Origin of the sequence: Winogradskyella aquimaris, assembly GCF_042676105.1 — a bacterium.
Lineage (GTDB): Bacteria > Bacteroidota > Bacteroidia > Flavobacteriales > Flavobacteriaceae > Winogradskyella > Winogradskyella aquimaris.
The window spans coordinates 900,091-922,630 of sequence record NZ_JBHTJQ010000016.1 but is presented as its reverse complement, the minus strand read 5'-3'; the positions used below and the strand labels follow the sequence as shown (position 1 = coordinate 922,630).

24 protein-coding genes are annotated in these 22,540 nt (G+C 36.5%); 5 read left to right on the top strand and 19 right to left on the bottom strand.

All coding sequences use genetic code 11. The features are described from left to right. The first annotated feature begins 116 nt into the window (after positions 1 to 116). On the top strand, positions 117 to 593 hold the full coding sequence (locus ACFQ1K_RS14180) for an Lrp/AsnC family transcriptional regulator (protein WP_320554095.1): 477 nt from the start codon (positions 117 to 119) through the stop codon (positions 591 to 593). Positions 594 to 599: 6 nt separating this feature from the next. On the opposite strand, the gene ACFQ1K_RS14175 is transcribed toward ACFQ1K_RS14180, so the two are convergent. The 16 genes from ACFQ1K_RS14175 to ACFQ1K_RS14100 all read right to left on the bottom strand — a co-directional run bounded on the left by ACFQ1K_RS14175 (position 600) and on the right by ACFQ1K_RS14100 (position 14,704). After that, positions 600 to 1,196, bottom strand: coding sequence for an acyltransferase (locus ACFQ1K_RS14175; protein ID WP_320554096.1), 597 nt, complete (start codon positions 1,194 to 1,196; stop codon positions 600 to 602). Beyond that, positions 1,196 to 1,954 carry an enoyl-CoA hydratase/isomerase family protein gene (locus ACFQ1K_RS14170; protein WP_320554097.1) on the bottom strand — a complete coding sequence of 253 codons (759 nt, stop codon included), beginning with the start codon at positions 1,952 to 1,954 and terminating at the stop codon, positions 1,196 to 1,198. Before ACFQ1K_RS14170 ends, ACFQ1K_RS14175 begins: the two co-directional genes overlap by 1 nt. Before the next feature lie 4 nt (positions 1,955 to 1,958). Continuing rightward, a complete protein-coding gene (gene paaZ, locus ACFQ1K_RS14165) occupies positions 1,959 to 4,496 on the bottom strand; it encodes a phenylacetic acid degradation bifunctional protein PaaZ (protein WP_320554595.1) in 2,538 nt (845 codons plus the stop codon). Positions 4,497 to 4,578: 82 nt separating this feature from the next. After that, on the bottom strand, positions 4,579 to 5,784 hold the full coding sequence (gene pcaF, locus ACFQ1K_RS14160) for a 3-oxoadipyl-CoA thiolase (RefSeq protein ID WP_320554098.1): 1,206 nt from the start codon (positions 5,782 to 5,784) through the stop codon (positions 4,579 to 4,581). Continuing rightward, the gene (locus tag ACFQ1K_RS14155) at positions 5,784 to 6,233 is read right to left on the bottom strand and encodes a hypothetical protein (RefSeq protein ID WP_320554099.1); all 450 of its coding nucleotides are present in this window, start codon (positions 6,231 to 6,233) and stop codon (positions 5,784 to 5,786) included. Before ACFQ1K_RS14155 ends, pcaF begins: the two co-directional genes overlap by 1 nt. Next, positions 6,233 to 6,637 carry a PaaI family thioesterase gene (locus tag ACFQ1K_RS14150; protein ID WP_320554100.1) on the bottom strand — a complete coding sequence of 135 codons (405 nt, stop codon included), beginning with the start codon at positions 6,635 to 6,637 and terminating at the stop codon, positions 6,233 to 6,235. The genes ACFQ1K_RS14155 and ACFQ1K_RS14150 overlap by 1 nt, the downstream gene beginning before the upstream one ends. Then, entirely contained in the window at positions 6,637 to 7,809 is a 1,173-nt protein-coding gene (locus ACFQ1K_RS14145; protein ID WP_320554101.1) for a 3-hydroxyacyl-CoA dehydrogenase NAD-binding domain-containing protein, read from the bottom strand. Before ACFQ1K_RS14145 ends, ACFQ1K_RS14150 begins: the two co-directional genes overlap by 1 nt. Positions 7,810 to 7,818: 9 nt before the next feature. Beyond that, positions 7,819 to 8,754 carry a pyridoxal-phosphate dependent enzyme gene (locus ACFQ1K_RS14140; RefSeq protein WP_320554102.1) on the bottom strand — a complete coding sequence of 312 codons (936 nt, stop codon included), beginning with the start codon at positions 8,752 to 8,754 and terminating at the stop codon, positions 7,819 to 7,821. A gap of 41 nt (positions 8,755 to 8,795) precedes the next feature. Further along, complete coding sequence (locus ACFQ1K_RS14135; RefSeq protein WP_320554103.1) at positions 8,796 to 9,581, bottom strand: enoyl-CoA hydratase-related protein; 786 nt, start codon at positions 9,579 to 9,581, stop codon at positions 8,796 to 8,798. Positions 9,582 to 9,654: 73 nt separating this feature from the next. Next, entirely contained in the window at positions 9,655 to 10,155 is a 501-nt protein-coding gene (paaD, locus tag ACFQ1K_RS14130) for a 1,2-phenylacetyl-CoA epoxidase subunit PaaD (protein ID WP_320554104.1), read from the bottom strand. 53 nt (positions 10,156 to 10,208) lie between these two features. Continuing rightward, complete coding sequence (gene paaC, locus ACFQ1K_RS14125) at positions 10,209 to 10,964, bottom strand: 1,2-phenylacetyl-CoA epoxidase subunit PaaC (protein WP_320554105.1); 756 nt, start codon at positions 10,962 to 10,964, stop codon at positions 10,209 to 10,211. A gap of 36 nt (positions 10,965 to 11,000) precedes the next feature. Then, entirely contained in the window at positions 11,001 to 11,291 is a 291-nt protein-coding gene (paaB, locus tag ACFQ1K_RS14120; protein WP_320554106.1) for a 1,2-phenylacetyl-CoA epoxidase subunit PaaB, read from the bottom strand. A gap of 21 nt (positions 11,292 to 11,312) precedes the next feature. Beyond that, positions 11,313 to 12,269, bottom strand: a complete 957-nt coding sequence (paaA, locus tag ACFQ1K_RS14115; RefSeq protein WP_320554107.1) for a 1,2-phenylacetyl-CoA epoxidase subunit PaaA — start codon at positions 12,267 to 12,269, stop codon at positions 11,313 to 11,315. 69 nt (positions 12,270 to 12,338) lie between these two features. Continuing rightward, positions 12,339 to 13,412: a 2Fe-2S iron-sulfur cluster-binding protein gene (locus ACFQ1K_RS14110; RefSeq protein ID WP_320554108.1), complete on the bottom strand. Its 1,074-nt coding sequence runs from the start codon at positions 13,410 to 13,412 to the stop codon at positions 12,339 to 12,341. 99 nt (positions 13,413 to 13,511) lie between these two features. Continuing rightward, on the bottom strand, positions 13,512 to 14,087 hold the full coding sequence (locus ACFQ1K_RS14105; RefSeq protein ID WP_320554109.1) for a TetR/AcrR family transcriptional regulator: 576 nt from the start codon (positions 14,085 to 14,087) through the stop codon (positions 13,512 to 13,514). Then, positions 14,084 to 14,704 (bottom strand): DUF4230 domain-containing protein, encoded by a 621-nt coding sequence (locus tag ACFQ1K_RS14100; protein WP_320554110.1) that lies wholly within the window; start codon positions 14,702 to 14,704, stop codon positions 14,084 to 14,086. Before ACFQ1K_RS14100 ends, ACFQ1K_RS14105 begins: the two co-directional genes overlap by 4 nt. Before the next feature lie 92 nt (positions 14,705 to 14,796). Between ACFQ1K_RS14100 and ACFQ1K_RS14095 the strand changes: the two genes are divergently transcribed. Then, complete coding sequence (locus ACFQ1K_RS14095) at positions 14,797 to 16,530, top strand: amidohydrolase (RefSeq protein WP_320554111.1); 1,734 nt, start codon at positions 14,797 to 14,799, stop codon at positions 16,528 to 16,530. A gap of 299 nt (positions 16,531 to 16,829) precedes the next feature. Continuing rightward, on the top strand, positions 16,830 to 17,576 hold the full coding sequence (locus ACFQ1K_RS14090; RefSeq protein ID WP_320554112.1) for a hypothetical protein: 747 nt from the start codon (positions 16,830 to 16,832) through the stop codon (positions 17,574 to 17,576). Between the two features lie 7 nt (positions 17,577 to 17,583). On the opposite strand, the gene gldC is transcribed toward ACFQ1K_RS14090, so the two are convergent. Then, on the bottom strand, positions 17,584 to 17,919 hold the full coding sequence (gene gldC, locus ACFQ1K_RS14085; protein ID WP_320554113.1) for a gliding motility protein GldC: 336 nt from the start codon (positions 17,917 to 17,919) through the stop codon (positions 17,584 to 17,586). Continuing rightward, entirely contained in the window at positions 17,919 to 18,881 is a 963-nt protein-coding gene (gene gldB / locus ACFQ1K_RS14080) for a gliding motility lipoprotein GldB (protein ID WP_320554114.1), read from the bottom strand. Before gldB ends, gldC begins: the two co-directional genes overlap by 1 nt. A gap of 84 nt (positions 18,882 to 18,965) precedes the next feature. On the opposite strand from gldB, the gene nadE reads away from it, so the two are divergent. Next, the gene (gene nadE / locus ACFQ1K_RS14075; RefSeq protein ID WP_320554115.1) at positions 18,966 to 19,754 is read left to right on the top strand and encodes an NAD(+) synthase; all 789 of its coding nucleotides are present in this window, start codon (positions 18,966 to 18,968) and stop codon (positions 19,752 to 19,754) included. Between the two features lie 138 nt (positions 19,755 to 19,892). Continuing rightward, positions 19,893 to 20,522, top strand: a complete 630-nt coding sequence (locus ACFQ1K_RS14070) for a response regulator transcription factor (RefSeq protein WP_320554116.1) — start codon at positions 19,893 to 19,895, stop codon at positions 20,520 to 20,522. On the opposite strand, the gene dnaG is transcribed toward ACFQ1K_RS14070, so the two are convergent. Beyond that, positions 20,523 to 22,490 carry a DNA primase gene (dnaG, locus tag ACFQ1K_RS14065; RefSeq protein ID WP_320554117.1) on the bottom strand — a complete coding sequence of 656 codons (1,968 nt, stop codon included), beginning with the start codon at positions 22,488 to 22,490 and terminating at the stop codon, positions 20,523 to 20,525. It lies immediately after the preceding gene. Positions 22,491 to 22,540: the final 50 nt, after the last annotated feature.

The window sequence follows — 22,540 nt, the reverse complement described above, 5'->3', positions numbered from 1 at the left end:
TTTGTTAAAAACCTATAAAATAAATTATTTAAGGATAATATTCTGTTATATTTAAATATTATAGTTTTTTTTACTTTTAAAAATTACTTATTGATTCGTCTAAAAAATTATTTTCTATGGCTTATGTATTAGACAAAACTGATGCTAAAATTTTAGCGATTTTACAAAAGGATAGTAGCAGGACCACAAAAAGCATCGCGAAAGAGTTAGGTATGACGACCTCACCAATTTTTGAGCGCATAAAAAAACTAGAAAAAGAAGGCTATATCAAGAAATATGTAGCCCTATTAAACCATAAAAAACTAGGCCTAAAACAAATTGTTTTTATGGGCATTACCTTACAAGGACATACAAGAAGTTATCTTGAAAAATTTGTTGCTCAGATTAATGGCTTTCCAGAAGTCATAGAATGTCATCGTGTGAGCGGCAATTTTGACTACCTTTTAAAGCTTGTTGTAGAAGATATTGAAGCTTACGAACACTTCATTATCACAAAACTCACATTATTGCCCTACTTAGGCAACGTACAAAGTTTAATTACACTTTCTACTGGAAAAGCGACTAATGAAATTGATTTAAGTAGACTTTTATAACCCTGCCTAACCCTTAAACGTTTCTCTCAAAGTTTTGTAGATGTCATCCTGTAATTTTCGGTTCTCAGGAACTTCTCTTAAGGGTTCTACTTCCCTTAGGGTCTCATGACATTCTTTTGGCAACTGCTGATACAATTTTGTACCCTTTGTTTTCCAAGCTATCATCTCATCGCTAACTTGTTTAATTACTTTAGCTGGATTACCCACAACAAGGCTTCGTCTTGGTATGATGCTTTCAGCTTTAATAAACGCCATTGCACCGACAATACATTCATCGCCTATTTCGGCATCATCCATGATCACTGTATTCATTCCAATAAGACAATTTCGTCCTAAATTTGCACCATGAATAATAGCTCCATGACCAACATGAGCACTTTCTTTTAAGATTATAGACTTTCCAGGAAACATATGAACAGTACAGTTCTCCTGTACATTTACTCCATCTTCTAGAATTATTTGCCCCCAATCACCACGAATTGCAGCACCTGGACCTATATAACAATTCTTACCGATAATGACATTTCCAGTAACGGCCGCCAAAGGATGTACAAAACTACTCTCGTGAACGACTGGTATGTAACCTTGGAATTCGAAAATCACTATTTAAATCGTTTTAAAGTTTCTTTGGTAAATTCGCTTAACACCAATGTCCCACTTATAGCGGCACGTTCAGCTAATAATTGATCCCAGTCTTCTGTACCTTTCCAAAACATCTTTTTCATCTCCGCCATAGCTTCCGGATTGTAATTGCAAAGTTTTTCAGAAAAGATTTCAACAGCTTCATCAAGCGCTTCAGTACTTTCAAAAACTTGTGTAAACAATCCTTTATTTAGAGCCCATTCTGCCGAATAAAAGGTATTAGCATCCATAGCAATTTGAGACATTCCACTTAGCCCTAACTTACGCTGCACTGCTGGACCTACCACAAATGGCCCGATACCAATATTTAATTCACTAAGCTTTACAGCTGCAAATTTTGTAGCCATACAATAATCTGTTGCAGATGCTAATCCTACACCACCACCGACGGTCTTCCCTTGTACTCGACCAATGATGAATTTTGGACATTTTCGCATGGCGTTAATGACATTAGCGAAACCCGAAAAAAATACTTTTCCCGTGGCTTCGTCATTGATGTTAATGAGTTCATTAAAACTTGCTCCAGCGCAAAATGTTCTATCTCCCCCACTTTTTAATACAATCACTTTGATAGCATCATTTTTACCTGCTTCAGTAATAGTTTCAGCAAGTTTGGCTAAAACATCGCCAGGCAATGAGTTGTGTGCAGGATGAAAAAACTCGATGTATCCTACTTGGTTTTCTATAGTTTGTTTTACGTATGGTTGTTGTTCTGACATAATTCTAAATTAATCCAAATTGTTCAAAATGATGGTTTAAATGCTTTCTTTCCAATAAATAAGATTCGTAGCGATTCAATTCGCCAAAGACTAAATTTTTAAGCTTGGCTTCAGGATTTTCCTTAAAAAACTCTAAGTACTTTTGACGCTGTTCTTTAAATTTTTCAATCGCTGTTTGCAAATCCTGATGTTTTAACTCATCTAGCTTATCCTTTTCCAACTGTGGAAATTGAGAGTTCTGTGGAAACTTATCATAGTTGTACAAACTTGCATGCACCTTGTCTAAAATCTTTTCTGGTGTAGCAATTTCAAAGTCCTGAATTTCACCTGAAGCAATTTTGTAAGTATACTCAAGATGTTCTATCATGTGCTGTGGCGTCATAATACCCCATTTTGGTTTTGCATCAGCTGTCAACTTTGCAAGACATTCCTCAATTTTCTTATCAGTCATCTCAACGAATGTTTCTTGTTTCTTTTGCACCATTGTTAAAATGGTAGCCACTGCCACTAGCGGACTGTCTTTAGCTGTTTTTTGATGCTCTGGTCTATTTTCAAAATTCGCATCAAATACCTCAACATGCCATTTTACAATGCCACTTGGGTGTTCTGCGGAAGCCACATCACGATCTACCTTTTCTTTACAAGTCAACCGTACATAAATCGTATCGTTGTGGTATAATGGTCTTAAAAATCGGATAGAATCCAACCCATAATTTGCCGCTACAGGTCCTTTATTTGGATGAACAAATAAACCTGCTGCAGCCGAGATAATAAAATACCCATGAGCGGTCCTTTTTTCAAAAATACTTCCATCTAAAGATGTAATATCGGTATGGGCGTAAAAATGATCCCAAGTTAAGTTAGCGAAGTTTTGAATATCTGAATCCGTTATTGTGCGCTTATGCGTTTTTAGAGACATTCCTGGCTTGATATCCTCCCAATAGTATTTGAACGGATGATCTTCTGCCTCTTTGTATTTTGCATTTTGTTGATAGATCCCTGTTATCTCTGTAATGGTTGTTGGTGTCCCTTGAATCGCCGTTCGTTGCAAGTAATGCTTAATACCACGCATGCCGCCCATTTCTTCGCCACCACCAGCGCGTCCTGGACCTCCGTGCACCAAATATGGTAATGGTGAACCGTGACCTGTACTTTGTTTTGCCATTTCACGATTAATCACTAAAATTCTACCATGATGACTGGCAGCATTGATTACATAATCTGTGGCAATTTTATCATCAAAGGTTGCAATAGAAGACACTAATGACCCTTTGCCCATTTGTGCTAGCTGAACGGCTTCATCCATGGACTTGTAAGGCATAATGGTGCTTACTGGTCCGAATGCCTCGCGCTCGTGAACCACAGTGTTTTGTAATGGATTGTCGGTTCTGAACACTACAGGACTTATAAATGCTCCTTTTTTGGCATCTGCTCCTATGGTTTCAATTTGATCTAAATTACCATAGACCATTTCGGCCTCTCTACTAATGTCAGCAATAGAGCTTTTTACTGCTTCTACCTGTTGCTTACTTACCAATGATCCCATTCTTACCTCTTTAAGTCTTGGGTTTCCAATAGTAATTTTATCGAGCTCTTTTCCTAAAGCCACTTGCACGTCTTCAAGTAAATTTTCTGGTACAATTATTCGTCGGATGGCCGTACATTTTTGTCCCGCTTTAACGGTCATTTCCTTACGGACTTCTTTAATAAATAAATCGAACTCTGGTGTTCCAGGTATGGCATCTTCACCTAAAATCGATGCATTAAGTGAATCTGCTTCCATAGTAAATGGTACAGACTCTTCAATTAATCTTGGATGTGCTTTTAATAATCTCCCTGTTGAAGCAGATCCTGTAAAGGTCACCACATCTTGTGACTCGACTGTATCCAAAATAGTTTTAACTGTTCCATTTATAATTTGAAGCGCGCCTTCAGGTAAAATGCCTGAATTAATAATCTCTCTAGCTACTGCCTCTGCTAAATATGATGATGATGGCGCAGGTAAGACTACGGCTGGTACACCAGCCATCCAGTTAACCGCACATTTTTCTAACATACCCCAAACCGGAAAGTTAAAGGCGTTGATATGCACAGCAACCCCTTTTTTAGGGACCATGATGTGATGCGCCATAAAGCGACCTCCCCTCGACAAATCCACAGGATCACCTTCGACGTGGAAAGGCTGATTAGGAAACAACTTTCTGAGTGAAGCATTAGCAAAAAGGTTTCCAAATCCACCTTCAATATCTATCCAACTATCGACTTTTGTCGCTCCTGTTCTGTAACTTAAATCATAGAAACTATCCTTTCGTTTGGTGAGGTACAAAGCTAATTTCTTTAGCATATTACCACGTTCCTGAAAGGTCATTTTGTGCAAGACCTCGCCACCCTTTGTTCGTCCGTAATGAAGAACTTCTGGAATGTCCAATCCTTCCACTGCCCAATTTGTAAAATGTTCACCTGTTACGGCATCGTAAACTGGTACCCCTTCTTCTTTTCCCGTAGTCCACTGACCTTGAACGTAATGCTGAATCTTATTCATCATTCTATTATTTTGAGATTGTTGATTAACAATTTTGAAGTTTACACTACATCAAAATTCATTAACCTTACATCATTAATTTTTATACTTTCTCGATAATACAAGCATAACCTTGTCCTACACCAATACACATGGTTACAAGCGCATATCTTTTGTTTTGTTCTTTAAGTTCTAGTGCTGCTGAATATGCTATTCGAGTTCCTGTAACTCCAAGTGGATGACCAATAGCAATTGAACCACCGTTTGGATTTAATCTAGGATCATCATCCGCTAAACCCCAAGCTCTGGTACAGGCTAGTGCTTGAGCAGCAAAGGCTTCATTTAGCTCAATAATATCCATATCACCCATGGTTAAACCTGCTTTTGCCAAAGCTTTGTTAGAGGCCTCAACCGGACCAATACCCATAATTCTAGGTTCTACACCAACCACTGCAGAGCTTACAATTCTTGCTAACGGTTTAAGATTATATTTTTTCACAGCCTCATCTGAAGCGATAATGGTTGCGGCTGCACCATCATTTAAACCTGAAGAATTACCTGCCGTAACACTTCCTTCCTTTCGGAATGCTGGACGTAATTTACCTAGAACATCTAACGTTGTATTAGGTTTAACAAATTCGTCTTTTGAAAAAAGGATAGGCTCTTTTTTGCGTTGAGGAATTTCAACTGCAACAATTTCCTTTTCCAAGCGTCCATTTTCTTGCGCTTTAGACGCTTTCATCTGACTCCAATACGCGAATGCATCTTGGTCTTCTCGTGAAATAGAATACTTTTCAACAAGATTCTCCGCTGTCATGCCCATGCCATCCGTGCCGTACATTTCATGCATTTTTGGGTTTACAAAACGCCATCCAAATGTAGAATCGTACATTTTTGAATCTCCACCAAAAGCGCTTGATGGTTTTGCGATGACGTATGGTCCGCGCGTCATATTTTCCACACCACCAGAAATAAAGATATTTCCATCACCAGCTTTTATAGCACGATTTGCGTGAATGATTGCAGACAAACCAGAACTACATAATCTATTTACGGTTTCTCCTGGAACTGTATATGGTAAACCAGCAAGTAATGATGCCATACGTGCTACATTACGATTGTCTTCTCCGGCTTGGTTTGCACAGCCTAATATTACATCATCGTATGCTTCCTTAGGGATACTTGGGTTTCGTTTTACAATTTCCTTAATCACCAAAGCAGCTAAATCATCTGTGCGTACCGCTGACAATGTTCCTTTGTAGTTTCCTATTGGTGTTCTTATGCCGTCTATGATGTATGACTGTTTCATTATTCTTTTAATTTAGCTGATATTGCTGCCTTTTCAATTATTGGTTTCATTATTAATTCTTCATCAACTTTATAAAAACTATTGATAACCAATGTAGAATCATCATTAATTTTCTTACAGTATATAGCAATAATAAAATTGCCATTTTCATTGGTTTGATTAGTTTTCATCAACAACAACTTTATACCATTTATTTCAACTTCTTTTTTAAAACCTTCTTTTTGGCTTTTCATCATTTTTGCCTTGATTTCCTCATAAGCTTTAGGCATAAGATTAAACTGCATTGCAGAAGATTGGGTCTTAGTATAATAAGAATTACCCAGCTTAATTTCATATACAGAATCGTCTACTTCAACATTGAATTCCGCTTCAACAAAATTCAATTTGTCTTCTTGACAAAAGCAATTCAAACTAAATAAAGTTGCAAATAAGAAAATTAGTTTATTCATTACTCCCAGTCTTTCTGTGTTCTGTAAACAATACCTTTAAACAAAGCTACTAATTCATTATCACGTTTTACTTCAACAATATTAAAACCTAGTTTATTTTTCACTTTTTCAATCACCGATACCGCAATCAAATAATCACCTTCGTCTAAGGCCTCTATATGATTTATACTGGTTTCAATAGAAACTGCATATTTACCATGTGTATTGGCGGCAAAACCAAAAGCCGTATCTGCTAAAGCATAACTAATACCGCCATGAGCTTTACCCATACTATTTAGCATCTGCTTTTTAACGGTCATTCCCAACCTACAACGACCAATCTCACATTCTAAGATTTCAATACCCAACCATTGGCTAAAGGGATCGAGTGACAGCATTTTATGTGGTATTTTTTCTCCTTGCATTAAAAGAATGTTTTGTTTTCTCGTTTCATTTTACGCAACAACGGACTGCATCTATAGCGATCTTCGTGATAGTCATTATAAAGCCCATCTAGCATGTCTACACACCAATTGATTCCTTTATCGTCCGCCCAGGCCAACAAACCTTTAGGATAATTAACACCTTTAGTCATAGCATTATCTATATCTTCTGCAGAAGCAATGTTTAAAAACAAAGCATCGGCTGCTTCATTGATAAGCATTACCAAAACACGATTGAAAATGTTTTGCTTCAAAGACTCTTCGACTGCGCTCAGAGCGACATTCGAAATTTCAATTATCTTTCCTCTTTCATCATAATCATAATAGCCTTTACCGGTTTTTCTCCCTAAATAACCTGCTTCACTTAACCGTTTCTGAGTGAAACTTGGCTTATATCTTGGGTCGTAATAAAAGGCTTCAAATACAGTTTCAGTTACTGTATAATTAACATCGTTTCCTATAAAATCCATAAGCTCAAAAGGTCCCATTCTAAAACCACCGAGTGTTTTTAGACTATGATCAATAGTTTCAAAATCAGCAATGCCTTCTTCATAAATGCGTAAGGATTCTCCATAAAAAGGTCTAGCCACTCTATTCACAATAAAGCCAGGTGTATCTTTGGCCACTGCAACTGTTTTATTCCAACTTTTAATGGTTTGAACCGATTTATCTAAAACGGTTTTTGAAGTTTGAATAGCAGGAATAACCTCTACCAATTTCATTAATGGTGCCGGGTTGAAAAAATGAATTCCGATACAGCGTTCTGGCTTTTGCAAAGATGAGGCAATGGATGCTATAGATAAACTAGAGGTGTTTGAAGCAATAATGCAATCTTCTGAGACAAAACTTTCCAATTCTGAAAATACTTTCCTTTTAATGTCTAGATTTTCAACGATGGCTTCAATAGTTAGATTTGAATCTGCTAACGCTTTTAGACTATTGACATAAGTGATATTTGACTGGATCCTGTTTTTCTCTTCAGCATTGATTCGCCCTTTTTCAATAAGTCTTTTCAATATTTTATCAAGACTAGCTTTTGCCTTTTCTAAGGCATTCGTATTAGTATCATACAATTTTACGGTATAACCTGCTGTGGCTGCCACTTGTGCAATGCCACTTCCCATTGTTCCTGAACCAATAATTCCTATATTCATATTTTTATGTTAAAATGGAAGCTTAGTGACATCCACATTTCCTCCAGATAATATAATTCCTATTTTCTTTGATTTAAACCTTTCCTTTTCTCTCAAAACCGCAGCAAATGGCACAGCGCACGACGGTTCTATGATAATCTTCATGCGTTCCCATATTAATTTCATGGCTCTAATAATCTCTTTCTCGTCTACTCTTATGATACGGTCAACATACTTTTGTATAATTGGAAAATTTCGATCTCCCAGATACGTTCTTAAGCCATCAGCCACGGTATTTGTTGTTGTATTCCTTTCAATTTTACCCGACTTTAACGACCGATAAGCATCGTCTACCTCAAAAGGTTCTCCTCCAATAACTTTACAATCATTACCAAAATAATGTGCTGCTAATGCCGTACCAGCAATAAGTCCACCTCCACCAACTGGTGCCAAGATGATATCTAAATCTGGCCGCTCTTGCAGCAACTCTATTGCTGCCGTACTATTTCCCAAAATGACTTCATCTTGATTTGAAGGATGCAAAAATGTTGCTCCTGTTTCGTTTTCTATACGTTCTGCTGTTTTTTCTCTGGCTTCTGGGGTGGATTCGCATTCAATAATATTTCCACCATAGGCCTTTACAGCTTCTTTCTTTACTCGAGGTGCATTTTCTGGCATCACGATATAAGCCTTTACTTTTAGCTGTTTTGCAGCTAATGCAACAGCTTGGGCAAAATTACCCGAAGAATGCGTTACTACTCCTTTTTGTCTCTCTGCTTCCGTGAGGGCTACAATAGCACTGGCTGCACCACGCATTTTAAAGGCACCCATTTTTTGGAAGTTTTCACATTTAAAATGGATCTGTGCACCAACCATATCATCAAGTAAAGACGACTTTAAAACAGGTGTACGATGAATAAATGGTTTTATTCTTTGGTGTGTATCTGTAAGTGTTTTTTTATCCATAGGTATGAGATTCTGAAACAAATTCAGAATGACAAAAACTACTATTGCCCTTTAAATTTAGGCTGACGCTTTTCTATAAAAGCGGCCACACCTTCTTCATAATCTTCTGTTTGAGCTGCTTCTATTTGTAATTTAGATTCTAATGCCAATTGTTGTTCCAAGTTATTAGTTAGTGATTGGTTAAAGGCTTCTTTTATTTTTCCTAATGCTAATGTTGGCATTTGGGCTAACTTAAAGGCTAATTTACCTACTTCCTTTTCAAAATCGTCCAATGCTGTCACTTTATAAATCATACCCATTTTCTCGGCATCTTCTGCTGAAATTTTATCTCCTAGCATTGCCAACGCCAGTGCTTTTTGAAACCCGATTAATCTTGGCAAAAAGAAGGTTCCTGCACTATCTGGTATTAAACCAATAAGACTGAAAGCCTGTATAAAGCTCACCTTTTCATGAGCTACAACAATATCGCAAGCTAATGCAATATTAGCACCTGCACCAGCAGCCACGCCATTTACAGCAGCTATAATGGGTTTTTTAATACTTCTAATTCGAGTAATAATAGGGTTGTAATGTTCTTCTAAAATCTTTTTAAATCCTGGATTTAACTCTGGAGAGGTGACTTCTTTTAAGTCTTGACCTGCACAAAACGCTTTTCCGTTTCCGGTTAGCACTATTGCTCTTACTTCTGGATTGGTTTCGCAATCGTCAAAAACTTGCTGTAGGTTTAACGCCATTTCACGGTTGAAGCTGTTAAAAACTTCTGATCGGTTTAGTGTGATGTAGGCTATATTGTTTTCTAGATTTAATTCTATTGAATTGCTACTCATACCTTGTATTAATTTCCTTTAGATCCTGAATCAACACTTTGACAAGCTCAGTGTAACAGTTCAGGATGACAAATCATTTTAAACATTTAAAATAATCAAAGGGCTCCTCGCAATCATTACACTTAAACTGTGCTTTACAGGCTGTAGAACCAAATTGACTTATCATTTTTGTATTTGTACTTCCGCATTGCGGACACTTCACTAGTTTTTTTCCTTCTAATAGCACAGACTTATCGGCCTCTGCGTCTAATGGTGCTGCAATACCGTAATCCTCAAGAGCCTTTCGTCCTCGCGGTGTTATCCAATCTGTGGTCCAGGCCGGATGTAATATTAAATCTACGGAAGCTTTATAACCTGCTGTTTTTAAAGCTGCTTTTATATCGTCTCCTATAATATCCATTGCAGGACAACCACTGTAAGTTGGAGTTATTTCAACCTTTACCTCATCACCTTCAATCACTGCAGAACGAACTACACCCATATCTAGAATAGACAATACCGGAATTTCAGGGTCTGAAACCTTCTCCAGAATAGTAATTAGTTCTTCGTGTATAATCGGTTGTGTCGTTGTCATTTTATTTTAATGAAATCCTAAAATTTATTTTTGGATAACAGCTCATTTAATGATTACCATTCCATATTAGGATAAGCACGTTGCATATATTGTAATTCTGCTAATATATAGCCCATGTGCTCTGTATGAATCCCTTCCTTACCGCCTTTTTGAAAGTATTTCAAATCTGGTACTTGCAATTTGGATTCAGTGAGTACTTCTCCTATCTTTTGATAGTAAGTCTCTTTCAATTTAGAGACATCTACACCAATACCTTGATCTACCATATTTTTACAAGTAGAAGTTACCTGAAATAATTCGTTAGTGTAAGTCCATAAATCATTAATGGCCTCTTGCATTTTAGCTTGGCTTTCTTCAGTGCCATCGCCAAGACGTTTTACCCAATCTGTTGAAAAACGGGTATGATATCTAACTTCTTTAATGCTCTTTTTTGCTATGGCTGATAAGGTTAAATCTTTGCTTTTCTCTAGTTCTGTTAGGAATAAGAGATGAAAAACATCGAAAAGAAACTGTCTTGCTATAGTATAGGCAAAATTTGTATTGGGCTGTTCTACCAGCAGTACATTTTTATAATCACGCTCTTTTCGAAGCATGGCAATATCATCTTCAGATCTACCATCTTCTGCAACTTTTCCGGCATATTGAAAATAACTGCGTACCTGACCAAATAAGTCTAAGGAAATATTGGTGCAGGCAATGTCCGTTTCTAAACTCGGCCCATGACCTGTCAATTCACCTAATTGCTGCCCAAGAATAAGTGAGTTATCAGCGATCTCTAATATGTAATTATATAAATCTTGGTTTTTCATTTTTACTCAAATTGAGATTTTTGAATTGCACTTTTTTTACATGTGTTTAACCTCATCAGGAACCTCATAAAACGTTGGGTGACGATAGACTTTATCTTGTGCTGGCTCAAATAACTCACCATTATGCTCAGGGTTGGAAGCCGTAATATGTTTTGACTCTACCACCCAAATACTTACCCCCTCATTTCTTCTGGTATACACATCTCTAGCATTCTCTAGCGCCATTTCTGCATCTGCTGCGTGAAGACTACCAAAGTGACGGTGCTCTAGACCATTTTTACTTCTTACAAAGACCTCCCAAAGCGGCCAATTTTTTTTGTCTGCCATAATTTGATTTATTGTAAAGACCTATCCAGCCTTTTTTGTTTGTTGCTTTTCTTTCTTCTCAGCGTAGGCCATGGCGGCATCTCTTACCCAGGCGCCACGCTCCCAAGCTCCTACTCGAGCTTTCATTCGTTCCTTGTTCATAGGACCATGTCCTTTTACCACTTGCCAGAATTCATCCCAGTCAATATCACCAAAATCATAAGACTGTCGTTCTTCATTCCATTTTAAGTCAGGGTCTGGAATGGTTAAGCCTAAGACATCAGCCTGTGGTACAGTTTGATCAACAAATTGTTGTCGCAGCTCATCATTAGTTTTACGCTTTAATTTCCATTTCATGGATTGTTCTGTATGCACAGATTCTGCATCTGTTGGTCCAAACATCATGAGACTCGGCCACCACCATCGATTTAGTGCATCTTGAGCCATTTCTTTCTGCTCTGGTGTACCTTTAGCTAGCTTCAACATAATCTCAAAACCTTGTCTTTGATGAAAACTTTCCTCTTTACAAACGCGAATCATGGCTCTAGCATAAGGTCCGTAAGACGTATTACATAATGGCACTTGATTAATAATCGCAGCACCATCTACCAGCCAACCAATAGCTCCCATGTCTGCCCAAGTAATTGTTGGATAGTTAAAAATACTTGAATACTTTGCTTTACCTGTATGCAATTGCTCATACATTTCTTCTCTAGAAATACCTAAAGTTTCTGCCGCAGAATACAGGTATAATCCATGTCCAGCTTCATCTTGCACTTTAGCAAGCAATGCTACTTTTCTCCTTAATGAAGGAGCTCTAGTAATCCAATTACCCTCAGGTAACATACCTACAATTTCGGAATGCGCATGTTGAGAGATCTGTCTTATATGGGTTTGCCTGTACTTCTCAGGCATCCAATCCTTAGGTTCGATTTTCTCATCACGCTCAATGCGTTCATTAAATTGTCTTTCTAAACTCTTAATTTGCTCTTCACTCATAATTTTAGCTTTACACTATTGGCCATAAGCCACAAGCATGATTAATTTTTCTTTTTCTATATATTTTTTCTAGACATCAAAGTCTACAACTACTTTGTCTGTTTTGGGCACAGCCTGGCAACTTAACACTAAGTTTTGGGCCAACTCATCGGCTTCCAACGCGTAATTAATCTTCATTTCTACTTCACCCGATTTTACCTGACATTTACAAGTACTACAAACTCCACCCTTACATGCAAATGGTAAATCCGCTCCTGCGTTTAAGGCGGCATCTAAAATATTATCATAATCTTTGGTCATGGTAAAATTAAACTCTTTGCCACCATCGATAATAGTAACTTCTGTACCTTCTACCTTTTGCTGTGCTAAACGTTCTTGACGCCTAATATCTTCCTCTGATAACCCTGATACAAACAATTCGAAGTGTATATTTTCCTTAGGTAAACCAGCTTCAATTAAATAATTACTCACATAGTTTACCATTTGTTCTGGTCCACAAAGAAAAACCTCATTCGTGTCTGGAATATCTATGAAGGTTTTGGTTAAAACATCCATCTTCTCATTATCAAACCTACCATTAAATAGTTCTATGTCCCGTCGCTCCTTGGTTAAAAAATAATAAATTTCAAATCGGCCAAAATAAGTGTTTCTTAATTGCTCAAGTTCTTCCTTAAAGATAATGGATTTTGCTGTTTTGTTCACATAAAACAACTTACAAGTAGACTGTGACTCAGAGGCTAAATGTGTTTTTATCATTGATAAAATCGGTGTAATGCCACTACCAGCCGCAAAAAATAAATAGTTTTTTTCTGATTTGGGATTAGTATGAACACCAAACGTTCCACTTGGAGGCATCACCTCTAAAACCTCGTCTTTTTGAAGGGTTTGGTTCACATAGGTAGAAAATTTACCACCTGGAATTTGCTTTACAGCGACGCGCCATTGATGTTCCAATGGACTAGAACACAAAGAATAAGAACGTCTTAAATCTTCTCCGTCTATAATTTGGCGTAGCGTTAAATGCTGTCCTTGGTGAAATTGAAACTTCTCCCTTAAATCTTCTGGGACATTAAAGGTTAGTACCGAAGTATCCTCAGTTTCCTTATAAATATCTGCCAATTGTAATTTATAAAATTCTGCCATATTAAAAGGTGGTCTATAAATCAACCCTACGAAATCGTTTTCGATTATTTAACTAACAATTGTTAGTTTACTCAGCAAATTTATAAAATAATATCTAAACTATTTGTTAATTCCTTCGACAAGAATTTGGTATAACGTCTCAGACAGCTCTTGAAGATCTAGATCCTCTTTTTTTGGTATCCAAAGATATAAGGACCTAAGGGTTGTTAGAATCGAGAACAACATCACTTCAGGCTTTACATTTATGAGGTCACCCGAAGTGATACCTTCTTCAAGAATTTTTCTAAAATCGTTCTCATAATTAGCTCTGAGCACTTTGTAATACTCTTGTTGGTTTTGTAAATGCATCCAATCATTATTTAAGGAGGCCATACCATAAATATTCTGACTAGACAGCCTTACATGTAACTCTATAATTTGTCTTAGCTTTTCTTTACAATTATCATTAGATGCTTTGATTAATTTCATTCCATCGGTAAATGCTTCAGCAATGGAAATAATTATCGTATTGAGAATATCTTCTTTTGAACGGATATGATTGTATAGCGAAGCTGCCTTTATACCCATTTCGGCCGCTAAATCTCTCATGGTAACTGCACTATAACCCTTTTCCTTAAATAGCTTGGCGGCAATGCGTATAATCTCAGATTTCCTGTTTTCTATTTTGTTTGTCAAAGTTTAATATCAATACGTTTAAAATCGTTCACCGACTCTATAGTCGATTGGTTATATTCCAATTTCCATCCCATGGATTTGGTAAGTATGAAAAATTTAGACAGTTCACTAAGAAGTCTGTTTTGGGCATTGGCCTTTAAATCGGATGATTCAATTTTCTTCATCAAAGATTCCTTTACAATATCCCTAATATTATTGTAATCATTGGCTTCAAACTGATTCAAAAAATCAGCTTGTATATCATAGTATTCTAAATCTGGACTAATATTAATTTCTTCTTTAGGAATAGATATAATCCTTAAAGTTTTGCCAACCTCATCGATTTCATACTCCAATTTGCTTAAATCATAACCTACGGTAACATCTGCATTAACAATAACAATTGCTTGCTTTTTTGCTTCTAGCAAATCTGAAAAGACTGCCTTTGAATTTTTATAGGTAAATACTTCACTAAAATGCCCTTCCGTAACTACTAACTTACCGACATTTTTTACTTGTTCTTTGATAAGCGCCGTGTTCTCCTTTAATGTAATGCGCTCTTCCTTCTTTTGATTGCAATATCTAAACGTGAATAAAACTATCAATGTTAATATGACTCCGAATAAAATTTTTCGCATAGGCTAATTTAAGAATTATTGTGCTTTCATAATTTACTATCTGACAAACTGATTAAATAATTGTAATTTAGAAGGCATAAAATTATTCAACAATGACATTATATAATTCCATTCGAACTCTTTCTATACTTTTATTGGTTTTAATTTTTTATAGTTCCTGTTCTGACACTCCTAAAGAATCGGCTACTATGCTTATCTATGGTGGTACCATCTATACTGTAGATTCTACCAAAACCAAAGTAGAAGCCATCGCTGTTAAGCATGATAGAATACTTTATGCTGGCAATTTAGCTGAGGCCGAAAAATTCAAAACAGATCAAACTGAACTCCTAGATTTAAAAGGAAAGACAATGACTCCTGGGTTTATTGAAGGTCACGGACATTTTATGGGTTTAGGATACAACGAATTGAATTTAGACTTAATGAATACTACAAGTTACCAGGCCATAGTTGATGCCGTTGCAGAACGTGTTAAAACCGCAAAACCTGGTGAATGGATTACAGGTAGAGGCTGGCACCAAAGCAAGTGGGATAGTATGCCAGCGGAAATAGTCCATGGGTTTCAAACACATCATTTATTAAGTGAGGTGTCACCAGACAACCCCGTTTATTTAAGACATGCCAGTGGACACGCCGGTTTTGCAAATGCAAAAGCTATGGAAATAGCGGGACTAACCGAAATGGCATTAGATGGTTCTAAAACCTATGAAGTTGAAGGTGGCGAAGTTCTAGTAGATGCTTTAGGCAGACCAACAGGTATTTTTAATGAACGTGCACAAACATTAATAACACAACATATTCCTCAGAAAACACCCGAAACGGACAGGAAAGCATTTGAATTGGCTGTAAAAGCCTGTCATAAAAATGGTATTACCAGTTTTCATGATGCGGGCATACCAAAGGAGACTATTGCACTTTATGAGCAAATGAAAGCGGAGGGTAAAATGGGAGTCAGGATTTATGCCATGCTTACGGGCTGGGACGAGGAATTACTAAATCAGTGGTACAAAAAAGGAATAATGGTAGACGATGATCATTTGTTCACGATACGTTCTATAAAACTTAATTGTGATGGAGCACTCGGCTCTCGTGGTGCATGGCTGTTAGAACCTTACACGGATAGACCTGATCATTTTGGACACGAAACTCTACCTATGGAATTTGTAAAAAAAACAGCAATTAATGGACTCAAGCATGGATTTCAAGTTTGTTCGCATGCCATAGGTGACAGAGCCAATAGAGAAATTTTAGATCGTTATGAAATTGCGTTCAATAGTATGCCGAATAAAACAAATAATCATAGATTTAGAATAGAACATGCACAACATTTGCACCCTGAAGATATACCACGATTTGCCGAACTTAATGTTATACCCGCCATGCAAGCTGTACATATGTCTTCTGATAGACCATGGGCTATAGATAGATTGGGGGAAAAACGAATAAAAGAAGGTGCCTATATGTGGCAGTCCTTACTTCAAAGTGGTGTTCCTATTGTAAATGGAACAGATGTTCCGGTGGAACCTATAAATCCTATCGCTAGTTTTTATTCTAGTGTAAGTCGAAAAACTTTAAAGGGGACACCCGAAGGAGGCTACGAACCCGAACAAAAAATGACGAGAACTCAAGCATTAAAATCATATACCCTTGATGCTGCTTATGGTGCTTTTGAGGAGGACATCAAAGGATCTATTTCAGTCGGTAAATTAGCAGACTTTACCGTTTTTGATCAGGACATCATCAACATACCTGAAAATCAATTACTAGACACAAAAGTAGTCATGACAATCCTAAATGGCGAAGTGGTTTTTAATGCTGAAAAATAAAAAACATTAGTTTCCTTCTCCAATGAAGGCCTAACTAATGTTTGGGTAACGATTAATAGCGTAACAAAGATAAGGTTCTTCCCAATGTTCTATATTACTGAATATTTATCAGTATGTTAATTGTATGTATCCTGTTTTAAATTCATCGATATTTTAAAACTTCTATCGAAACACTAGTCCTTTTAACTTATAAAAGCGTCCCGTGTCTTGATTATACTGTTAGCAAGAGTATAAAAAATATCTTTATCAAAAGTATTTACAAAGCGATTTGCTTCCCTAAATACTAAGGCTCACTCGTAATGACTAGACTAACAACCATACTTTTTTTGTTTTTGGCGACTTTTATGTACAGCCAAAAATCAACCCTGTTAAAAAATATCAATTACAGAGCAAGTGAGTTACAGCATAACCTTAACCAAGAGGGAGATACGTTAATCTTAAGGGGCGAGCGAACAATTGATAAAGTTGAAATTTTTAATGATGATTTTCAAAAAGTCTATCTGGTAAATGGACTAGAGACAAAAATCCCTTTAACCGACATTCCTGTTGGTAAGTTCATCACTGAAGTAAAAGTAAATGACAAGCTCATCATCATTACACTTTTACGGCATGATAATTTTGAAGAAACAACCGAAAACATCAAAGAAGAACAAGAAGCGACAATAGTACAGCGCAGTACTTCTGGACAGTCAACCTATCAAAATGAAGCAGAAGGGAAAACTATTTTACCTATTGAAAGCGAAGAGCCGTTGATTGAAACGCCACCAAAACCTGTGAAGTTCTATTGGATTGTTAAAAATATCAACAAAGGTCATAGCTCTAGTAAAAAAATGCGTATCGGTGATAAGGAAGTTGTTGACCAAATGATTGCTCAACATGAAATTGATCTACAATTAAGAACAGGAAAACATAATACATTAACCATCTGGGAAGTGTATAATACCACGAAATTCTTACGGTTTAAAAGACAACATCCTGATTACGCAACATTAAAGGAGGCTGACTGTTTTAATACCAAACCCATTTATAAATCAGAAGGTGATTAAGTAACAACTATTTTTTCAGCTCTAATTTTTCCGCAAAATAATCGCAGAAATCGCGCATAGTAGCCGTCATTTTTTCATCTTGCGTCGCTCTTAAAAACGTATCACTCATAGTCACCAAGGTTTGATGAAAAAATTGTTTCATTTCATCAACAGGCATATCCTTAGTCCAAAGGTCTATTTTTAATGTCTCTTGAGCTTTACTATCCCAAACTGACAACATTATAGCTTTAGCCTCTTCATTTTTAATTCCACCGTCCTCTGCTGACCAATTTAGTTTCTCAGGTACTCGGTTTTCATCAAGTTCTACTTGTAATTCTATCTTTGATGTTATGGTTCTAGACATTATTTCCTTGGTTTAAATTTTGAATTATTAAAAATATCCTCAGGTTCCTTCTCCATTATAGTCATTACGTTTTCTTCCGTATTTTCAGCATAGGCTCTAACAATTTGCCAACCTATATATTGACCTAGCCGACCTGGCGATTCGTTATCTAATTCCAGATAAAACTTGGAGTAAGGTGCATCTGCTATAAAACGACTCGGCAATTTACTGTCGGTACTAAAAAGTAGTTCCTTTTCAATAAAATAGCTCCATATAGGACTTTCGTTGGCCTGTGCCCATTTCAATTCTTGTTCAGTGTAACCTATTTTTTCGGCATCTGATTTAAAAGGAATCATGACATCCTTAAAATAAAGCAACTTCCCAAAGTAAATGATTTCATCCAAAAACGTACTTCTGTTGGCTTGATAAATGTACTTTCTGGCATAACCTTCCGCTATTTCTGGTATGAGTTGCTGTCTTTGCATATTCTTTGCCAAATATCTTGGGATGTTCTGATAAAACTCATGATCTTCACCCAGAAAATTATCTAACGCAATAAGAAGCAACGAGTCTGTAACAATCGTCTTATTTCTGTAATCTACGTCATTAGTCAATGTAACAACTCGTGGAATACTAAAGGTTTTATCGTAATAGGCTAAATGCTGAAACAAACTTTCTAAATCACTTTTTTCGTCTTTAAATTCATTGAAAACCTTGCCCACCTCACTCAATAATTGATCTTGCAAGGTGTCATTGATTCGATAAATCCATACAGAATCTGGAACATGTTTTGAAAACAAAAATGGATAGGCGCCTTTTAGTTTTGGGAGGTCCGTAGGTCTGGCTGATGCGAAGGCTTTATCAAAACGCTCGACTGTAAAGTCCATTTCAATTTTGGAAATGTCTTCTTCGAGCTTTGAATCCTCATCACAAGACACTAGTACAAGACTACCTATGATTAAAATGAAAATTCTCAATGACATTTTACGAAACATTTTTAATCCTAACACGATTCCGTTATTTTTGTTGTGCAAAGGTACGTTTCTTTGTTTTAAATTGTAAACATTATGCAAACAGAAAAGGTTGTAAATCATATTGTAAATTGGTTAAAAGACTATGCAACAAAAGCTAAAATGGAAGGGTTTGTTATTGGAGTTTCAGGAGGAATAGACTCTGCTGTAACATCTACACTTTGCGCCATGACAGGTCTAGATTTACTTTGTTTAGAAATGCCAATTCACCAAGCTCAGTCTCAAGTAAGCAGAGCGCTTAACCACATTAAATGGTTAAAAGAAAAACACCCTAATGTAAGCATGACACAGGTTAACTTAACCCCTGTTTTTGATCAACTTGTTGATGAATTACCGAGTGTTAAAAATGAAGAAAGTCGATTTATGTCTCTAGCAAATACAAGAGCACGATTAAGAATGTTGACCTTATATTATTTTGCTGCTTTAAAAAAGTATCTAGTTGCAGGCACAGGAAATAAGGTCGAAGATTTTGGTGTAGGTTTTTTTACAAAATATGGAGATGGAGGTGTTGATCTAAGTCCTATTGCCGATTTACTAAAGAGTGAAGTTTACGAAATAGCACGATATTTGGGCGTTAATCAAGAAATCATCGATGCAGCACCAACAGATGGTCTTTGGGGAGACGACAGAACAGATGAAGACCAAATTGGTGCTACCTATCCAGAATTGGAATGGGCTATGAAAATGAAGGACGAAGGCAAAACGGCCGATGACTTCACAGGTAGGCAAAAAGACGTGTTTAAAATTTTTATGAGCTACAACACCAGAAATCAGCACAAAATGATTCCTATTCCTGTTTGTGAAATCCCAGTAAACTTAAAATAAGACATGTAGTTTATCGATTAAATTACTCATCCTGGTTTTTTTTTACCTATCTTTATAAGACCAATCTCCGCGATACGCTTGACTTAGTAATATTGTTATTACACTTATTAACCCTAACCAAACCAAAAATCAATCATCATGATACGTATTCTGATAGTTGACAATCACCCTATTGTAAGAACAGGATTAGAACTGTTTCTAAACAGTAAACCCGATTTAAAAGTTGTTGGTAAGTTAAGTAGTGGTATTGAAATTTTTGAATTCGTAAGACGTCATGAGGTAGATGTCATTATATCTGAAATTGATTTACCTGAACTTAACGGTATCACAGCACTACGAGCCATTAAAAAAGAAAATAAATCTATTAATGTATTGATGTTTAGTCATCAACCAGAAGAGATTTACGCCATTAGTACATTAAAAGCAGGAGCCTCTGGCTACCTTAACAAAACTGCCGATGCAGAAGCTATTGAAGCAGCTGTTAGAAAAATACATGGCGGCGAAATTTCCTTAAGTGAAAAAATGGATAAGCACTTACGCTACGAAGATACTCGCAGAAGTACAAGTCGTATGTTTAAAAAACTATCCACAAGAGAAGTTGAGGTTTTAAAACTTTTGTCAATTGGCAGAAAAAACAAGGAAATTGCCGAGGAGCTAGATATTAATGAAAAGACGGTGAGCACCTACAAAGCGCGACTTTTCAAAAAGCTTAATGTAAATAATATTGTGGATTTAATTCATCAGGCAAAGCATCATAACCTAACATAGTTAACCACCTATAACTTTACCAAGTTTACGAGATAAAAGCATTTTAAGACCAAGATAATCCTTAACGTCTTCCATTATGGATTGTGTATTTACATTTTCTCTTAAGGTATCATTTTTATATTCCGCTACTTTTTGGTCTATTAGATAACAACGTAAGCTTAAGATGGTCTGGCTTACCAATTGTGAAACCGAATGGTCCTTTTCCTTTGGGATAATTTGATTACGTTGCCAATCGTGAAGTGTATACTTTTCGTCTTCCATTAGAATACTGGTCACTTCAGAAGCCGAATCTTGATCTAACTGATTGATGAAGTCCTTGGTGGAAAAGTTTTCATCTTGGTTTAATCTATCGATGATGGAATAATACAATTCTCTGAATTTTTCGTTAGAAAACATCATCTCATCCTCCTGAAGATCAAGATAGATTTTTTCAAAAACACGTGCTTCATGGATTGTTGGTTCTAGGATTAAATCCCCTGAAACCTCATCTTCTTTTAAAATCAAGTCTTCAAATTGCTCCGTTCTGTCGCCATACAACATTAAGATTTCGATAATCTTTCGCTCTAGCTCATACTGAACATTGATCTTTAGTTTTTTTCTTTGTTCTCCCTTATGGACCTCAAAAGCCTTCTGCTCTTGCTTGTATTTTTTGTTGGCCTCCTGAAATTCCTTTTTATTGATTTGTGCCAATGTACTGAACAAGACATTCTCACTAATATCCATAATTGAGGCACATTCTCTCACATAGATTTCGCGCTTTATGGCGTCAGGAATTTTGGCAATACTATTAACGATATCTCTTATGGTCTCTGCCTTTTTAATAGGATCATTGTTCGCTTCCTTAACCAAAAGCGATGCTTTAAACTGAATAAAATCCTTGGCATTTTCATTGAGATATTCTTTAAGTTCTTCTAAGGTATTTGACTTGGCAAAACTATCTGGGTCTTCACCATCAGGAAAGGTACATACCTTAACATTCATGCCCTGTTCCAAAATTAAATCTATACCACGAATAGATGCTCTTATACCGGCAGCATCACCATCAAAGAGTACAGTAATATTATTGGTAAGCCTATTTATAAGACGAATTTGTTCAGGCGTTAATGCCGTACCAGAAGACGACACCACGTTCTTAACTCCCTTTTGATAAAACTGAATCACATCAGTATAACCTTCTACCAAAAAGCAATTATCTTCTTTTGCTATGGTTTTCTTGGCAAAAAACAAACCATAAAGAACCTTACTTTTATGATAAATATCGCTTTCTGGAGAGTTAAGATATTTTGCCGCTTTTTTATCGTTGGTCAAAATCCGTCCACCAAAACCAAGCACTCTTCCGCTCATACTATGAATCGGAAACATGATACGGCCCTTAAATCTATCAAACCGTCTTTCGTCCTTAACAATGGTTAGGCCTGTTTTTTCTAAAAACTCTAGTTTATAACCTTTTCCTAAAGCATCATCTGTAAAGGCTTGCCATTGATCTAAAGAATAACCTAATTGGAACTTCTTGATGGTGTCTTCGGTAAAACCGCGCTCTTTAAAATAACTCTTACCAATGGCCTGACCTTGATCTGTGTTGTGTAATACTTTTTGAAAATACTCATTAGCAAACTCACTGACCAAATACAAACTTTCCTTGGCATTGGCCTCTTCTTTTTCCTCGTCTGTGCGCTCTGTCTCCTCTATTTCTATATTGTACTTTTTCGCTAGGTAACGTATGGCTTCTGGATAGGTAAAATGCTCGTGTTCCATTAAAAAAGTTACTGCATTGCCTCCTTTACCACTTGAGAAATCCTTCCAGATTTGCTTTACCGGAGATACCATAAAACTGGGAGTACGCTCTTCACTAAACGGACTAAGCCCTTTAAAGTTACTACCTGATTTTTTTAACTGCACAAAATCACCAATCACCTCCTCTACGCGAGCAGTTTCAAAAACTTGTGCTATGGTATTTTGTGAAATCAAACTTTTAGTCTTACCGTTCTTAATACGGAATATAGAATATTAAATTTAGT

Excerpts from the sequence above, each read along its gene's own strand:
- ACFQ1K_RS14180 (WP_320554095.1), top strand. The coding sequence starts at position 117 with ATGGCTTATGTATTAGACAAAACTGATGCTAAAATTTTAGCGATTTTA.
- ACFQ1K_RS14170 (WP_320554097.1), bottom strand. The coding sequence starts at position 1,954 with ATGTCAGAACAACAACCATACGTAAAACAAACTATAGAAAACCAAGTA.
- paaZ (WP_320554595.1), bottom strand. The coding sequence starts at position 4,496 with ATGAATAAGATTCAGCATTACGTTCAAGGTCAGTGGACTACGGGAAAA.
- pcaF (WP_320554098.1), bottom strand. The coding sequence starts at position 5,784 with ATGAAACAGTCATACATCATAGACGGCATAAGAACACCAATAGGAAAC.
- ACFQ1K_RS14155 (WP_320554099.1), bottom strand. The coding sequence starts at position 6,233 with ATGAATAAACTAATTTTCTTATTTGCAACTTTATTTAGTTTGAATTGC.
- ACFQ1K_RS14150 (WP_320554100.1), bottom strand. The coding sequence starts at position 6,637 with ATGCAAGGAGAAAAAATACCACATAAAATGCTGTCACTCGATCCCTTT.
- ACFQ1K_RS14145 (WP_320554101.1), bottom strand. The coding sequence starts at position 7,809 with ATGAATATAGGAATTATTGGTTCAGGAACAATGGGAAGTGGCATTGCA.
- ACFQ1K_RS14140 (WP_320554102.1), bottom strand. The coding sequence starts at position 8,754 with ATGGATAAAAAAACACTTACAGATACACACCAAAGAATAAAACCATTT.
- ACFQ1K_RS14135 (WP_320554103.1), bottom strand. The coding sequence starts at position 9,581 with ATGAGTAGCAATTCAATAGAATTAAATCTAGAAAACAATATAGCCTAC.
- paaD (WP_320554104.1), bottom strand. The coding sequence starts at position 10,155 with ATGACAACGACACAACCGATTATACACGAAGAACTAATTACTATTCTG.
- paaC (WP_320554105.1), bottom strand. The coding sequence starts at position 10,964 with ATGAAAAACCAAGATTTATATAATTACATATTAGAGATCGCTGATAAC.
- paaB (WP_320554106.1), bottom strand. The coding sequence starts at position 11,291 with ATGGCAGACAAAAAAAATTGGCCGCTTTGGGAGGTCTTTGTAAGAAGT.
- paaA (WP_320554107.1), bottom strand. The coding sequence starts at position 12,269 with ATGAGTGAAGAGCAAATTAAGAGTTTAGAAAGACAATTTAATGAACGC.
- ACFQ1K_RS14110 (WP_320554108.1), bottom strand. The coding sequence starts at position 13,412 with ATGGCAGAATTTTATAAATTACAATTGGCAGATATTTATAAGGAAACT.
- ACFQ1K_RS14100 (WP_320554110.1), bottom strand. The coding sequence starts at position 14,704 with ATGCGAAAAATTTTATTCGGAGTCATATTAACATTGATAGTTTTATTC.
- ACFQ1K_RS14095 (WP_320554111.1), top strand. The coding sequence starts at position 14,797 with ATGACATTATATAATTCCATTCGAACTCTTTCTATACTTTTATTGGTT.
- ACFQ1K_RS14090 (WP_320554112.1), top strand. The coding sequence starts at position 16,830 with ATGACTAGACTAACAACCATACTTTTTTTGTTTTTGGCGACTTTTATG.
- gldC (WP_320554113.1), bottom strand. The coding sequence starts at position 17,919 with ATGTCTAGAACCATAACATCAAAGATAGAATTACAAGTAGAACTTGAT.
- gldB (WP_320554114.1), bottom strand. The coding sequence starts at position 18,881 with ATGTCATTGAGAATTTTCATTTTAATCATAGGTAGTCTTGTACTAGTG.
- nadE (WP_320554115.1), top strand. The coding sequence starts at position 18,966 with ATGCAAACAGAAAAGGTTGTAAATCATATTGTAAATTGGTTAAAAGAC.
- ACFQ1K_RS14070 (WP_320554116.1), top strand. The coding sequence starts at position 19,893 with ATGATACGTATTCTGATAGTTGACAATCACCCTATTGTAAGAACAGGA.